General features: G+C 48.9%; 15 protein-coding genes. 12 read left to right on the plus strand and 3 right to left on the minus strand.

Features of this window, described 5'->3' with window-relative positions:
• Positions 1–8: 8 nt before the first annotated feature.
• On the plus strand, positions 9–1,898 hold the full coding sequence (locus E7745_RS07510) for an amidophosphoribosyltransferase (RefSeq protein ID WP_124075530.1): 1,890 nt from the start codon (positions 9–11) through the stop codon (positions 1,896–1,898).
• 85 nt (positions 1,899–1,983) lie between these two features.
• Positions 1,984–2,964 (plus strand): hypothetical protein, encoded by a 981-nt coding sequence (locus E7745_RS07515; protein WP_123398703.1) that lies wholly within the window; start codon positions 1,984–1,986, stop codon positions 2,962–2,964.
• Between the two features lie 26 nt (positions 2,965–2,990).
• Here the strand turns inward: E7745_RS07515 and E7745_RS07520 are convergent, their stop codons facing one another.
• Entirely contained in the window at positions 2,991–3,866 is an 876-nt protein-coding gene (locus E7745_RS07520; protein WP_107031536.1) for a DMT family transporter, read from the minus strand.
• 126 nt (positions 3,867–3,992) lie between these two features.
• On the opposite strand from E7745_RS07520, the gene dnaN reads away from it, so the two are divergent.
• The 6 genes from dnaN (at position 3,993) to rlmB (ending at position 10,600) form a co-directional block, all read left to right on the plus strand.
• Entirely contained in the window at positions 3,993–5,126 is a 1,134-nt protein-coding gene (gene dnaN / locus E7745_RS07525; RefSeq protein WP_107031537.1) for a DNA polymerase III subunit beta, read from the plus strand.
• A gap of 15 nt (positions 5,127–5,141) precedes the next feature.
• Positions 5,142–5,903, plus strand: a complete 762-nt coding sequence (locus E7745_RS07530) for a 3'-5' exonuclease (RefSeq protein ID WP_123398704.1) — start codon at positions 5,142–5,144, stop codon at positions 5,901–5,903.
• A complete protein-coding gene (gene coaBC, locus E7745_RS07535) occupies positions 5,900–7,123 on the plus strand; it encodes a bifunctional phosphopantothenoylcysteine decarboxylase/phosphopantothenate--cysteine ligase CoaBC (protein ID WP_123398705.1) in 1,224 nt (407 codons plus the stop codon). Before E7745_RS07530 ends, coaBC begins: the two co-directional genes overlap by 4 nt.
• Positions 7,124–7,194: 71 nt before the next feature.
• Entirely contained in the window at positions 7,195–8,049 is an 855-nt protein-coding gene (locus E7745_RS07540) for a DUF4835 family protein (RefSeq protein ID WP_240740265.1), read from the plus strand.
• Positions 8,050–8,137: 88 nt separating this feature from the next.
• Positions 8,138–9,799 carry a DNA repair protein RecN gene (gene recN / locus E7745_RS07545; protein ID WP_168182048.1) on the plus strand — a complete coding sequence of 554 codons (1,662 nt, stop codon included), beginning with the start codon at positions 8,138–8,140 and terminating at the stop codon, positions 9,797–9,799.
• 45 nt (positions 9,800–9,844) lie between these two features.
• Positions 9,845–10,600 carry a 23S rRNA (guanosine(2251)-2'-O)-methyltransferase RlmB gene (rlmB, locus tag E7745_RS07550; RefSeq protein WP_136408574.1) on the plus strand — a complete coding sequence of 252 codons (756 nt, stop codon included), beginning with the start codon at positions 9,845–9,847 and terminating at the stop codon, positions 10,598–10,600.
• Positions 10,601–10,660: 60 nt separating this feature from the next.
• On the opposite strand, the gene E7745_RS07555 is transcribed toward rlmB, so the two are convergent.
• Together E7745_RS07555 and tsaB are read right to left on the minus strand one after the other, a co-directional pair.
• Positions 10,661–11,776, minus strand: a complete 1,116-nt coding sequence (locus E7745_RS07555; RefSeq protein WP_160680961.1) for a class I SAM-dependent methyltransferase — start codon at positions 11,774–11,776, stop codon at positions 10,661–10,663.
• Between the two features lie 47 nt (positions 11,777–11,823).
• A complete protein-coding gene (gene tsaB, locus E7745_RS07560) occupies positions 11,824–12,522 on the minus strand; it encodes a tRNA (adenosine(37)-N6)-threonylcarbamoyltransferase complex dimerization subunit type 1 TsaB (RefSeq protein WP_107031543.1) in 699 nt (232 codons plus the stop codon).
• Positions 12,523–12,655: 133 nt separating this feature from the next.
• Between tsaB and E7745_RS07565 the strand changes: the two genes are divergently transcribed.
• Genes E7745_RS07565 through E7745_RS07580 form a run of 4 tightly spaced genes read left to right on the plus strand, consistent with a single transcriptional unit; the run spans position 12,656 to position 15,275 of the window.
• Complete coding sequence (locus tag E7745_RS07565) at positions 12,656–13,531, plus strand: YicC/YloC family endoribonuclease (RefSeq protein WP_136408576.1); 876 nt, start codon at positions 12,656–12,658, stop codon at positions 13,529–13,531.
• A gap of 29 nt (positions 13,532–13,560) precedes the next feature.
• Positions 13,561–14,145 (plus strand): guanylate kinase, encoded by a 585-nt coding sequence (gene gmk, locus E7745_RS07570; RefSeq protein ID WP_124075535.1) that lies wholly within the window; start codon positions 13,561–13,563, stop codon positions 14,143–14,145.
• Positions 14,146–14,176: 31 nt separating this feature from the next.
• Entirely contained in the window at positions 14,177–14,758 is a 582-nt protein-coding gene (nadD, locus tag E7745_RS07575) for a nicotinate (nicotinamide) nucleotide adenylyltransferase (protein WP_123398708.1), read from the plus strand.
• Positions 14,742–15,275: a DUF5063 domain-containing protein gene (locus E7745_RS07580; RefSeq protein WP_124075537.1), complete on the plus strand. Its 534-nt coding sequence runs from the start codon at positions 14,742–14,744 to the stop codon at positions 15,273–15,275. Before nadD ends, E7745_RS07580 begins: the two co-directional genes overlap by 17 nt.
• Positions 15,276–15,322: the final 47 nt, after the last annotated feature.

Raw genomic sequence — 15,322 nt, forward strand, 5'->3', positions numbered from 1 at the left:
CCGGCAAAATGGAGATTCTCAAACATGAGTGTGGCATAGCGATGGTGCGCCTGCTCAAACCATTGGAATATTATAAAGAAAAGTATGGCACCTACGCCTACGGTCTGAACAAGCTCTATCTTCTTATGGAGAAACAGCACAACCGCGGGCAGGAGGGTGCGGGCATCGGGGTTGTCAAGATGCACGCATATCCCGGCAATGAATATGTTTTCCGTGAGAGAGCCCTCGGTAAGGATGCCATTCAGGAGATATTCGAAACTGTCAAGACCAAGATTTCCGCAGTAGGTCTTTCGGGGCATGATCCGGAGTGGGTGGACAGCTACGCTCCTTTTATCGGAGAGATCTACATGGGACATCTGCGGTATTCGACCACAGGCAAAAGCGGTCTTTCGTATTGTCATCCCTTTCTGCGCAGAAACAACTGGCGCTCGCGCAATCTGCTGATGTGCGGAAACTTCAATATGACCAATGTCGATTCCATTTTCAATGGAGTGGTGGCCTGCGGTCAGCATCCGAGAATCTACAGCGACACTGTGGTGCTTCTCGAACAGCTCGGCGATGCGCTTGACAAGGAAAATCACCGGATCTACCGTCAGTATCGCGATTCTCTGTCAGGCCAGAAACTCAGCGTTACCATCGAGGACAATCTTGATATGACCCGCGTTCTGGCTCCTACAGCCCCGCAGTGGGATGGGGGATTCGTTATCTGTGGTGCCACCGGCTCAGGAGATATGTTCGTGTTGCGTGACCGCCACGGCATTCGTCCGGCATTCTACTATCGCGATGACGAAGTGGTGGTAGTGGCATCTGAACGCCCTGTTATCCAGACGGTGTTTGATGTGCCGCGCCGTGCGGTGAGCGAACTGACTCCCGGAAGCGCTATTATTGTCAGCAAAGCCGGGCAGGTTTCGGTGACGGATGTGCTTGGCGAGGCAGAGAACCAGCGTTGCTCGTTTGAGCGCATCTACTTCTCGCGAGGCAGTGACGCAGACATCTATCGTGAGCGCAAGCAGCTTGGCCGAAATGTGGTGCCTGCCATAATGGAAAGCATAGACAATGATCTGGCCCATTCGGTATTCTCGTTTATCCCAAACACGGCTGAAGTTGCTTTCCTCGGTATGGTCGATCAGCTTGACAAGGAGCTGAACATCATTAAAGAGAGGGAGATTCTTGCTGCGCAGGCCGACGGCACTCTTGATCCGAAGCGCCTGAGTGAGATCATGGAGCGAAACCTGCGAGTGGAGAAGGTGGCTATCAAGGATATAAAGCTCCGTACTTTCATTGCCGAAGGCGAAGCCCGTAATGATCTTGCCGCACATGTCTATGATGTGACATATGGAATAGTCGAGAACGGCGTAGACAATCTGGTGGTTATTGATGACAGTATTGTCAGAGGCACAACCCTCAAACAGTCTATTCTTAAGATGCTTGACAGGCTGCATCCACGCAAGATTGTGGTTGTGTCATCCTCGCCACAGGTCCGCTATCCTGACTACTATGGTATCGATATGTCACGTATGGGCGAATTTATCGCATTCCGTGCCGCTGTAGAGCTGCTCAAAGACCGGGGGATGGAAAACGTGCTCCATGAGACCTATGAAAAATGCCGGCAGCAGGAAAAACTTCTGGATATAGAGATGCGCAACTGTGTGAAAGACATCTATGCACCTTTCACTCAGGAAGAGATCTCGCGCAAGATCGTAGAGATGCTGACTGCCGACGGTTCGATAAACGCCGAGGTGGATATTATCTATCAGACGCTCAAAGGACAGCGGGAGGCAATACCGACATGTCCTGGCGACTGGTATTTCTCAGGCGATTATCCCACTCCCGGCGGTGTGCGTCTTGTCAACCGTGCATATGTCAATTTCTATGAAGGCAATGCTGACAAGCGCTGATCTTCAATATCATTCATAGGTCAGGCTCCCTGACATAACACATTAGAATATAATGGCTACTCCAATCTCTCTCCTCAGGGGAGTCATGTTTGCAACTCTGGTATCAATAACCCTCATGCACCCGGCTGTCATTTGCGGACGGCCGGGTGCCGAGAGGGTGTATGCCGACACTCCTTTTCTACTGACGGATTCCTCCAGCCGGATGCTGCTTCCGCCGGAAGCAGATACATATCTGATTGATGTGCGTGGAGCGATGGCCGGAATAGGCGAGAGGGTAGGGATGGCCCCGAACTATTGGGGGATGAAGGTGATTTTCCCGAATGACACAATCGGATTGATGTTGCGTCACGGCAATACTTCCTTCGGGGATATCTTTGATAAGCGTCAGAGCATTTTGACTCTGACAATTGGCGGTGAGGTGGTCTGGAGTGAGGATATAGGCGCGTTTGACAATGCTTCAGGCTGCTATAATACGCTGCAGTTGTCTGTTGACCGCGGACAGCGACGGCTGGAACTGCGTGGCGGAGGCAAGAAGATGACAGATATATTCCTGACTGATCTTGACATGACGGGATCTCCGGAGTGTGTAAGCATATGGAGCAAAGGACAGCTGACAGTGTCATCATATTCGGTAGAGACGACTTTCAGCCCTTCCGGAAGTCTGGCCACCGGCTGGGACAGCAAGGCGCTTGAAGAATATCTGAAGGCTTCGGCTGACCCGCTTGAAGGCTATTGGCAATATCTTGACAGGGAAAATAATCCTCAATATGCCCGCTTGGGTGGACGCTATCTGCTTGCAGTCGTCAGAAATGAATCTGGCGAGGCATATGACATAATCTACGTAGGGGGAGCCGAGACATATGCTTCCGAATGGCAGCCCATGATGCGAAAGGGGTGTCTCAGGCCTACAATTTTTCTGGATCACTATGATCTTGAGTGGATCGACTCTACATTCGAGCCGATAACGAGAGATGTTCATGCGCAGGTGACCGACGATGCGATACTCTCGCTCTCGTTTCCGCTGCTTAAAACCACAGTGAGATTTTCAAAAATGCGGTTGAAATAGCGACAGACCCAGACTTTCAAAACGCTCTAAAGGCTTCCTATTACAAGGAAGGTCAGACCTACAAGCAGGAGGGTGAGGTCGATAATCTTAAGTCTGATGTTCTTTTCATGGAGTGCTATAACACCATAGAAGAATGACACTATCACACTTCCGCGGCGAATCATGGAGACAACAGCAATCATCGACCCATCAAGCGACAAGCTATAGAAATAAGCTATATCGGCCACGGTCAGAAAGAGGGAGATCAAAGGGATGGTCCATCGCCATTGCAGTCTGGTGACGCTGCCTTTGCCTCGCAGTATCAGTCCGATTGTGATGCCCATGATCACCATCTGATAGAGCGAATACCAGGCCTGCACTTCCAGCGGTTCATAGCGGGTGAGAAGATATTTGTCGTAGAGAGCGCTTACAGCCCCCATGACGGTGGCTCCGATCGCCATCCATACCCATTTGTCTGACTTCATCGAAATCCCCTCTTTACCACCCACGCGGCTTATGAAATAGAGCGAACAGAATCCCAGGATTACACCGGCCCATTGCCAGGCATTGAGTCTCTCGCCGAAAAGCAGCAGTGCGCCTACAAGCACCATCACCGGACGAGAGGCGTTGACAGGACCCGCTATTGTCAGTGGCAGGTGTTTGATACTTGCATATCCGAGAAGCCATGAACTCAGTACGATTCCTGATTTTATCAATATGGCGCCATGTCCGGCCAGAGTGTTGCCGAGTCCGTAATTGCCATGACTGACACCGATGATTATCACCGGAAGCATGAAAAGCGAGCCGAACAGGGTGTTGAGAAAAAGAACGCCGAGCACGTTGTTGCCGTCAACTGACAGCTTCTTCATAATATCATAAAAGCCGAGACATACGGCCGATACCATTGCAAGGATTACCCACATGATAGACAGTGTTAGTTGAACGCTATTTCAAAAATTCGTGCAAAGTTACGAATTTAATTTTTTGCCGGTTGCTAATTGCGAAATTTTGTGCTAACTTTGTGGGATAAAAACTCAAACAAAAACGATATGAAATTTACCGTTCCAAGTAAGACACTTCATAATTTCGCTTCATCGGTAAGCAAGGTGATCAATGCGAAAAATGCGTTGACTATTCTTAATAACTTCCTCTTTTCGATAGAAGGCAGTGTGCTGACAATCACCGCATGTGACGGTGAAAACATGCTTTGCGGACGAATTCCTATCATGGATGTCGAAGGAGAGGGCGAGTTCTGTATTGACGCGCGCCGCATTGTGGAACTCCTCCGTGTGATGCCTGAACAGGAACTCAATTTCGTTATTGACGAAGACACTCTTGCTGTAGAGATGTCTCATCCGAACGGATCTTATAAATTCATGGGACTCAAAGGCTCTGAATATCCGCATTTCGACCGCAGCAAGCAGTCGGAAAACCTTCTGGTGTTCAAGGCTCCGGGTTCGGCTCTTCTCAGAGGTCTGGAATACACCTCTTTTGCGGCCGGTACAGATATGCTTCGTCCGCAGATGATGGGTGTGTATTGGGACATCAAGCCTGATAAACTCGTTTTTGTCGCTACTGATACTCACAAGCTTGTGCGTTTCGAAGACTGCAGCCTTTCACCTGAGATCGAGGGCTCATTCATCCTGCCCAACAAGTCGACCAACGTGTTCCGCAGCGTTTTCACCCGTGATGAGGAAGTCACAGTGAAACTCGACCAGCAGACCGGTGTTACGTTTGAAACAGACACTTTCACCTTTGAAAGCCGTCTGGTCAAAGGCCGCTATCCCGATTATACAAGAGTTATTCCTGAAAACAATCCTTTCACACTCACAGTCAACCGCCACTCGTTCACCACTGCCGTGCGCCGGGTGAGCCTTTTTGTGGATGAAGGTCATGGCCTGATCAAGTTCAACGTCACCCCAGAACGTGTAACCATCAAGGCGTCTGACAACGAGTACAACACATCAGGCGTGGAAACTCTGTCGGCTGATTTCACCGGCAGCAATATGGTTATCGGTTTCAGCTCTTCATATCTGTCGGAACTCGCAGGAGTGCTTTGGACAGAAGATATCATTTTCAAACTTGCCGATCCCTCAAAACCGGCAGTGATTCTTCCGACTGAAGACAAAGCAGACACTCGTCTGACCATGCTCCTCATGCCGATGAATGTAACAGACTTTTAAAAGTATCTTGAGATCATGCAGCTTAATCTGAAAAAGCCCATAGTATTTTTTGATCTTGAGACCACCGGAGTGGATATTCTCCATGACCGTATAGTCGAAATTTCGCTGATAAAGATAATGCCTGACGGACAGGAGATCGAGAAGACACGCAGAGTCAATCCTGAAATGCCTATTCCGGCCGAAGCCACAGCTGTCCATCATATCACAGACGAGGATGTGGCCGGAGAACCGACATTTAGGCAGATTGCGCGGTCACTGGCCAATGAATTGACCGGGTGTGACATAGCCGGTTTCAATTCAAACCGTTTCGATGTCCCGATGCTTGATCAGGAATTCCAGCGTTCAGGGGTCAAATTCGACTTCTCGAAAGCCCGTTTTATCGACGTGCAGACAATTTTTCATAAGAAAGAACAGCGCACGCTTGTGGCTGCCTATAAATTCTATTGCGGCAAGGATCTTGACGGCGCGCATTCAGCCAATGCCGACACCCGCGCTACTTATGAAGTGCTTAAGGCGCAACTTGACCGTTATGACGATCTGCCGAATGACATGGAAGAACTCAGCAAGTATTCCAGAGTCAACCGCAATGTTGATTTCATGGGCCGCATCATTCTCGATGATAAAGACCGCGAACTGGTGAACTTCGGCAAATACAAAGGCCAGCCCGTTACGGACGTGTTGCGCAAGGACCCTTCGTATTATGACTGGATCATGAAAGGTGACTTTGCACAGAATACAAAAGATTGTTTCACCCGCATTAAACTCGCAATGAAATGAGTGCGCTTGCAGGCAAGCATATCATCCTTGGTATTTGCGGGGGGATCGCAGCTTACAAATCTGTCTCTTTGCTCCGCCTCTTTGTCAAGGCCGGAGCAGAGGTGCAGGTGGTGATCACTCCGGCCGGAAAACAGTTTATCACTCCCGTGACACTGTCTTCGCTGAGCCAGAAGCCGGTTGTCAGCGAATTTTTCACCGCCAATACCGGAGAATGGCATTCGCATGTGGATCTCGGACTCTGGGCCGACTGCATGGTGATCGCTCCGGCCACAGCTTCGACTATAGGCAAGATGGCCCACGGCATTGCTGACAATATGCTTGTGACGACCTATCTTTCAGCCAAGTCCAAAGTGTTTGTCGCTCCGGCAATGGACTTCGATATGATGGCCCATCCCTCTACCACGGCAAACATAGATCTCCTGCGCAGTTACGGCAATATAATCATAGAACCTGAGAGCGGAGAGCTTGCCAGCGGACTGGTAGGCAAGGGCCGCATGGAAGAACCTGAAAACATTTTCAGAACTGTCGAAGCCTATTTTGCCGCAGAAGGAGATTTTAAAGGTAAAAAGGTACTTGTGACGGCCGGCCCGACATATGAGCGCATTGACCCGGTCAGGTTTATAGGCAATTTTTCATCCGGCAAAATGGGCTATGCCATTGCTGAGGAATTTGCCTCGCGTGGTGCAGAAGTCACACTTGTGAGCGGGCCTGTCTCACTCTCGGTGAAAAGCCCTGCAATCAGGCTTGTAAAAGTGGAATCGGCCCGTCAGATGCTGCAAGCCTGTGAAGAAGTGTTTCCACAGAGCGATATATCTGTTATGTGTGCTGCTGTGGCTGATTATGCCCCGGCCGATGTCGCGGACAGGAAAATAAAGCGTGAGCGCGATGAAGTACCGGTCATAAATCTGGTAAAGAATCCGGACATCGCCAAAACGCTTGGCTCTGAAAAGCGCTATGGTCAGATTCTCGTTGGCTTTGCCTTGGAGACTGACCATGAATTTGAAAACGCTGTCGGTAAGATGCAAGCCAAGAATCTTGATATGATCGTGCTTAATTCATTGCGTGACACCGGTGCCGGTTTCGGAACAGATACAAATAAAGTGACTGTGATGACTGCCGACGGTGGACGCACTGAATTCGGACTTAAATCGAAGCAGGCTGTCGCTGCCGATGTGGTTGATTCGATAGCCGGGCTTCTTCAGAAACAGACAGTTTCCTAATTTTACGATCACAGATGTTGATGAGAACTCTTGTTTCTATCCTTTTTGCAATTCTGCTTTCTGCCTCTGCTGTGGGACAGGAACTCAATTGTCGTGTTGAAATCAACACTTCTCAGCTTGAGGGAACAAACAAGGGCGTTTTTGAAACCTTGCAGAATGCGGTCAATGAGTATGTTGACACCAATCAGTGGACTAATGCCCAGTTTTCGCCTAACGAGAAAATTGAGTGCACCCTGTTTTTCACGATCACGAAATATGATGAATCGTCAGGAGCAATGGAAGGTTCGCTTCAGGTGCAGTCTATCAGACCGGTCTACAATTCGTCATACACAACAACTCTGATCAACTTCAAGGACAACAAGATTGAATTTTCATATCAGGAAAACGAACCTCTGATCCATTCCGAAACCAGCATGGAGAGCCAGCTGACACAGATCCTGAATTTCTATATCTATCTGATTCTCGCTGTGGATTTTGATTCGTTTTCTCCGCGTGGAGGCGATCAGTTCTTTGAACGTCTTGAAGCGATTGTACATCAGGGCCAGTCATCGGGCGAAAGCGGATGGAAAGCGTTTGAAGATACTAAGAACAGAGCAGCCGTGCTTGCGGCTTTCACTGATCCGTCAATGCGCAAGATGCGCGATCTGTATTACAGCTACCATCTGCAGGGGCTTGACCAGATGTCGGTCAGTCCGGATAAAGGGCGTAAGACCATTGACGAGTCATTGGACATACTGACTGAAATCTATAAGGTAGCGCCAATGTCCGTCGGGCTTTCGATGTTCAAGGATGCCAAACTTGACGAACTTGTAAATATATATTCAAAGGGCACTGCAGAAGAGCGTCAGCATGCCTATGACGTGCTTTCGGCGATATTTCCCACTGAGCAGCAGCGTCTCGAAAAAATCAGACGTGGCGATCAGTGATAACCTCCGTGCTAAGATTATATACATATTATATACGGTATAAAGCCTACTCTCTCACTGAAACTCTCACTCATAAAATATTCAAGATTTGTTAGAATCACTCCACATATCGAACTATGCGTTGATTGACCTGATTGACATTGATTTCCATCCCGGATTCAATGTTATCACCGGCGAAACCGGAGCCGGCAAGTCAATCATTCTTGGTGCTCTCTCACTCCTGCTTGGCGCGAGGGCTGATACCCGTGTGGTGACAGACCCTGAGACCAAAAGCGTTATTGAAGCAGTGTTTTCAGTCAAAGACTATCCCTTGCTTAAGGAATTCTGTCTGCAGGAAGACATCGAGTGGGATGATGACCGCTGCATTCTGCGGCGTGAGATTTCTCCCGCAGGGCGTTCGCGCGCTTTTGTAAATGACTCCCCGGTTCCTCTTGCGAAGCTGAGAGAGGTCAGTCTCCATTTGATCGACATACATTCCCAGCATCAGAATCAGCTGCTTTCAACCCCCGCTTTTCAGCTTGACGTGATTGACACTCTTGCCGGTAATTTCAGTCGGCTTAAGGCATATCAGGTAAGGTTCAATGCCTTGCGTGAGGCAATCAAGCGACTGAAAACCGCGCGGGCGAGAATAGAACGTTCGCGTGAGGACGAAGAGTTTACCCGCTATCAGCTTGAACAGATCGAAGAACTCGGATTGCAGCGTGGCGAACAGGCCGAACTTGAACGTGAGCGCGATGTGATGACAAATCTTGCATCCATAAAGGAGGCCTTGGCCAAAGCTACGGGTGCGCTCGACGGAGATAATGGCGGAGCTTTGCGTCTGGTGGATAAGGCAATCGAGGCATGTAATGAACTTGGAGACCTGCTTGATGCCTCAGATGCAATTCCGGAACGTCTGGAGTCTGCGAAAATAGAACTGGCAGACATAGCCTCGACTTTCTGTGTGCTTGACGAAAGCCTTGGAGCGGATCCGGCTGCATTGGCCTCGATTGAAGAGCGGCTGGGGGCCATCTACTCTCTCTGCCACAAGCATCATGTGGCTGATGCCGATGGCCTGATTGATCTGCGTGATTCTCTGAGAGAGAAACTCAGGGCTCTTGACAGTTCTGACGAGACTCTCGAAGAACTTGAACGTGACGCGCGCAGGGCAAAGGCGCTTGCCAGAGAGGCCGCTCAGGAAATATCCAATGCCAGAAAGGAAGAGGCCGAGCGTTTTGGCCGGCGGCTGACAGAAATAGCAATGCCTTTGGGTATGAAAAATCTGCGTTGTGAAATCAGCGTGACTCCGGCAGATATGACCGCTACCGGATGTGACAATGTCGAATTCATGGTGGCATTCAACAAGAATCAACCTCTGATGCCGGTTGGAGCCACTGCATCCGGCGGTGAAATTTCCCGGCTGATGCTTTCAATAAAGTCGATCATCGCTTCGCGTATGCAGTTGCCAAGCATTATATTTGATGAAATTGACACTGGAGTGTCAGGTGATGTTGCTAACCGTATGGGGCAGATGATGAAGGATATTTCAGAAAATATTCAGGTCACTACGATTACGCACCTTCCTCAGGTGGCATCAAAAGGCGCACATCAGTATCGGGTCTATAAAGAGGATGACGAGCAGTCGACCCACACCCGCATATCGCTTCTGAGCGATGAAGAGCGAGTACGATCGATAGCTGCTATGCTTGGAGGAGCAGACATTGATGAAACGGCCATTGCGGCGGCAAGAAGCCTGCTGGCCCAGAGATAATAAAAAGGAATAAGTTACAAATATAATAGAAAATAGAATAAAGACGTGGACCGCAACGATTATATCTATGGCCTCAGGGCTGTTATGGAGGCTATCGAAGCCGGCAAAGAAATTGACAAAATCTTTATAGCTAAAGATCTGCAGGGAGACCTTGCGTCGGAGCTGATTGCGTTGGCTCGTGCCAACAGAGTTGTGATGCAGCGTGTGCCCGTGGAACGCATCAACCGTATCACCCGTAAGAATCATCAGGGCGTGTTGGCAATGATGTCGGCTGTGACATATCATAGGCTTGATCATCTTGTGCCTGAATTGTATGAGGCCGGAATATTGCCGTTTATCGTGTTGCTTGACGGTATAACAGATGTCAGAAATTTCGGAGCTATAGCCCGTACATGTGAATGTGCCGGGGTTGATGCTATTGTTATTCCGGAACATGGCAGTGTGTCGGTGGGTGGAGATGCGATAAAGACATCAACGGGAGCCTTGCATCATATTCCGGTGTGTCGTGTCTCTTCGATCGCGTGGGCTGCTAAGTTTTTGCGTGAGAACGGATATAATGTTGTTGCCGTGACAGAGAAATCTGATATTAACTATACGGAAGGGAAGTATTCCGATCCGGTGGCCATCGTAATGGGGGCTGAGGATGTTGGCATCTCTCCGGAGGCCATGAAGCAGTGCGAGACACGCGTAGGTATTCCGATGTTTGGAAACATCGGATCGCTTAATGTTTCGGTGGCAGCCGGGGTAATGATCTACGAGGTGGTACGCCAGCGCCTGGAAGCCAACCTTGAAATTATCTGATACTGAACGATTCCTTAAAGCAAAAAAATGCAGGGGCCGAAGTTTTCCCGAACTTCGGCCCTAATTTTTTTGCCCGCAGGGCAGACCCATCGACGTGATGACCAGAAGTTTTTGGCCGTCAGGGCCTGTCGTGCCGAATGCCATGCAGTTTCCACCTTCCCTTATTTTCAGTTTTGCAGCAAGCTGTGGTGCGCTCAGAGGAAAATTCCTGACCGCTACATTTATATGTGGGTAATTGGCGGAGAAACGTTTCATTGTCTTTTTGTCGAATGGCAGTACCTCAAGTATGCTGAAATATTCACCGGGAAAGGATGTCGGCAGTGACTGAGTGGTAAATAGATTAGTGTTAGGGTGCAGCCTGTCCACATCGTAACGTGCTGACAGCAGTTTCATGCCGCCTCCTTTCATCACGGCGGGATATGGTTCAAGCAAAAAACCTCCTTTTTCTGGCAGAGCGTAGGCCGGTACTGCCTGAAGTTCCTCTTCAGGAGTAAACCGGAACGGCTCCTGGCCGACTGTCAGGCAGGATGTTGACAATCTTGACGGCTGATTCTCAGCGTAGCCTTCGTGATTGTCAATCACAAGCACAAGTTCCTTGCATTCCTTTACGGTGCCTATGGTCATGATGTCGCAGCTGACACCTGATTCTTCGATAGTCTTTTTGATGTCAAGCATCGGAGAAGCCTTGACGATCAGCCTCCGGCAGCGTGACAGGAGCAGAGGCATGATGGGGATTATGTCTGGCTGGCAGTCTTTAAGGGCAAAGTGTCGTCCGGCATTGTCTCGACGGGCAGGATCGATGAAAATAATGTCGAAACATCGGTTGTTATCCTTCAGCCAGCTGATGCTGTCACCTTCAATAAGGGATAGATTCTGGATACCGAGTGCCTGGATGTTGGCTTTGCCGGTCGTGTAGGTGTCATGGTTATATTCCAGCGCTGTCACATGTGCGGCCTTTGATGCGAAGTGGAATGCGTCTATTCCAAGACCGAATGTCATGTCAAGCACATTGCTTCCGGCTGCTATCAGATCAGTGTGGAGTCGGGCGATGGCATCGGAGGTAGCCATTTCGGCCACTGCGAGAGACGGAAAGCTGAAATTTTCGCATCGAAGGGTCTCAGGAAGCTTTGACGCCGTTTTGCTGCGGCATTCAAGCTGCAGGATATGGTGCATCATGGTGGGATCTCCATGATGTTTTAGCCGTAGTCTGTTGAAGTCCTCTTTCACTCCAATACGTTTTTCCGGGGTGTCGAAGCCTGAAAGTCTTTGATGTAGTTGGGGACACTGTAGGCGATGTCTATGAATTCCTTGCGGGAGTAAGCGCGTTCGGCAAGAGCTATCATGTCTATAGCCAGCGGATGGATGTCAGGGATGAAAGTTACATTAGGTGCTGAGATCACTTCGCGGGCCTTGTCGCTGCCGTTGCCGAACATAAGTATGCGCGGATAGCGGGTTATGAGATCCTGGTAGCTGTCAGGGTCAAGGATAAGGGCTTGCTGTTCCATTACCGGTTCGAGGGCGAAGTTGAAAGCGGCGGTATAGACTTCCATGCGTCGGGCATCGACCATCGGGACGAAAATTTCATCGCCTTCAAGTTCCTGTGTGAACATTACGTTGCAGGCCATGATTCTTAACGTGTCTATTCCGATCAGGGGAATGCCAAGTGCGTAGGCAAGCCCTTTGGCTTCAGACAGACCGATGCGCAATCCGGTGTAGCTTCCCGGACCTAAAGAAACAGCGACAGCTTCAAGCCGTAGGTCCTTTTCGCGGGCAAAATCGAGGCAATATTTGATATAGTCGCTGAGAAGGGCGGCATGATTTCTGCCACCGCCTTCTTCCTGATGGGCAAGGACCATTCCTTCGGCGGTAAGAGCCACCGAACAGTGGTCGACAGAGGTTTCGATGTTTAGGATTACGGCCATTGTGATGCAGTAAGTTATGGATTGCAGACCCGGAGAAAAGGCCTGATAGTGAAAATTTAAAACAAAGTTACTTGTTTCTCCCGATAAATTACTAATTTTGTGAGAAAATATTGCTCTAATAAAACCTCATATCATGTTATACTCAATGACGGGATTCGGAAAAGCTGTGGCCGAGCTTCCCGGAAAGAAAATCACGGTTGAACTTAAGTCACTTAACAGCAAGCAGATTGATATAGCAGCCAGAGTGCCGTCTTCTTTGTGGGCTGAAGAACTTGCAATGCGCAACCTGATTGCGGCGTCATTGGAACGTGGTAAAGTCGATCTTACGATATACGTTGAAAATGTCGCATCTGAGGCCACTGTGCGTCTGAATGTATCCGCTCTCAGAGCCTATAAGGCAGATGTGGAGCAAGCTGCGGCTGAACTTGGCATACCATCGCCTGCCGATTGGTACACGGTGCTGATGCGTTTTCCTGATGTCATAAAAAGTGAGACTCCGGCCCAGGCTGACGATAATGAAGTGGAGGCTGTGATGACAGCCCTTTCAAAAGCCATAGAAGCTCTGATGGCTTACCGCCGGACTGAGGGCGAAAAGCTGGAAACGTTTTTTGCGGAACGCATAGACCGTATAAGCGAATTGCTCGCTCAGGTGCCGCAGTATGAGACTGAACGTGTGGAGCGCATACGCACACGCATGGAGGAGGGCTTGGCCAAGATTCATAATGTTGATTATGACCGCAGCCGTCTGGAGCAGGAACTTTTCTTCTATATTGAGAAGCTTGATGTCAACGAGGAAAAGCAGCGCCTGACCCAGCATCTGAATTATTTCACAGAAACCCTTGCGACAGCAGGAGGCCAGGGTAAGAAACTCGGATTCATTGCTCAGGAAATGGGGCGAGAGATCAATACTCTCGGATCAAAAAGCAATCATGCACAGATGCAGCGTCTGGTAGTGCAGATGAAAGATGTGCTGGAGCAGATAAAGGAACAGGTGCTTAATGTGATGTAAAAAAAATCTGGCTAAACCGATTTTTACAGATGAAAGGTAAGATTATCATAATTTCAGCCCCTTCCGGAACCGGCAAGTCGACTATCATCAACGCTCTGCTTGATCGAGGTGAGATTGACATGAAGTTTTCAATCTCGGCTACAAACCGTCAGCCTCGCGGAGAGGAAGTGCATGGAGTCAATTATTATTTCCTTTCCGATGATGAATTCCGCAGCGCTATAGCCCAGGATGCTTTTGTAGAATATGAAGAGGTATATCCCGGCCGTTTCTATGGCACTCTCAAAAGCGAGGTGGAAAGAATAACAGCCGAGGGGCATAATGTCATACTTGATATTGATGTCAAGGGCGGACTCAATGTCAAGAAACTTTACGGAGAAGATGCTCTCAGCATATTCATACAGCCACCGGGGCTTGAGGTGTTGCGTCAGCGACTGACCTCACGAGCGACTGACAGTGCCGAAGCTATCGAGCAGCGTCTTGCCAAGGCTGAATATGAGCTTTCGTTTGCTCCGGAATTTGACCGGGTCGTGGTCAATGACTCTTTGGACCGTGCGGTTGCGGAAGTTGATACAGTGATTAAAAATTTTCTTTCAGTTTGTGTGGAAGAGTGTTGAGATTCACCATCTTACAGATAAGGAGAAATAAATGACCATAGGTGTATTAGGCGGCTCGTTTAATCCGGTGCATATCGGACATATGATGCTTGCCAGCTATATCCAGCAGTTTACAGATCTTGATGAAGTGTGGCTCTCGCTTTCACCTCTGAATCCACTGAAGGCCGGATCAGATGAGCTGATACCGGATCTGATACGGCTGAAAATGCTTGAGCTGGCCATTGGAAATACCTCAGGACTGAATATCTGCGACTATGAACTGTCGATGCCGCGGCCGTCATACACAATAAATACGTTGCGCTACCTTGCGAAGCGTTATCCGCGTCATAACTTCAAGCTGATCATAGGCAGTGACAATTGGAAAATCTTTGACCAATGGAAAGACCATGAGGCAATAATATCGGAATTCGGAGTAATTGTATATCCGCGTCCGGGTTATCCGGTTGGAACGATATATGACGATGGTGTGGATGTGGTCAACGCTCCGATGGCAGATATCTCCAGCACGTTCATCCGTAAGGCGCTGGCGCGCGGATGGAACATGAACTATTTTTTGCCTCAGGGCGTATATGATTATATAATTAAAAATAATCTTTATGGAACTGGCTCCTAATTCACTCGCTTTTATAGCGTTGTGCAATGAATATTGCTGTGCGGTTGAAAACTGCCGAGAATCGGATCCGTCTGATTTTGTATCGTCGATGCTTCGGTTGCTTCCGAGAATCTATATTGTCGCTTCGGATCTCAGGCCGGCACCTCTGATGGAGGATGTAGACCCCTATATTGAAAGTTATCTTGAAGAAGACTATTATGAATCTCTCAGACGGGAGATGGAGAATATGTTAGGCCCTGATGATGTCTACCTTGAAGTGTTCGAGGAAGATATGAAGTATTCCGATACTCCGATCGGAATGAGTGTGGCCGAAGGCCTGAGCGATATATTTCAGGTGCTTTACAATTTCATCGCTATGGTGAAAGATGCGCCGGAGGAGGTTGTCAACGTGGCTCTGCATGCTGTGAAGGCGGATTTCCAGGCTTACTGGAGCCAGCGTTTATGCAATCTGCTCAGACCGCTCAACCACATCCACTATTCATCAGACGCAGAAGATGATGATGAAACTGATGACTGAATCCGGCTTGACGGCGATATTTTAATATTGAATAAGAAAAACAATAT

Source organism: Duncaniella sp. C9, from assembly GCF_004803935.1.
In the GTDB taxonomy this organism is placed as follows: domain Bacteria; phylum Bacteroidota; class Bacteroidia; order Bacteroidales; family Muribaculaceae; genus Duncaniella; species Duncaniella muris.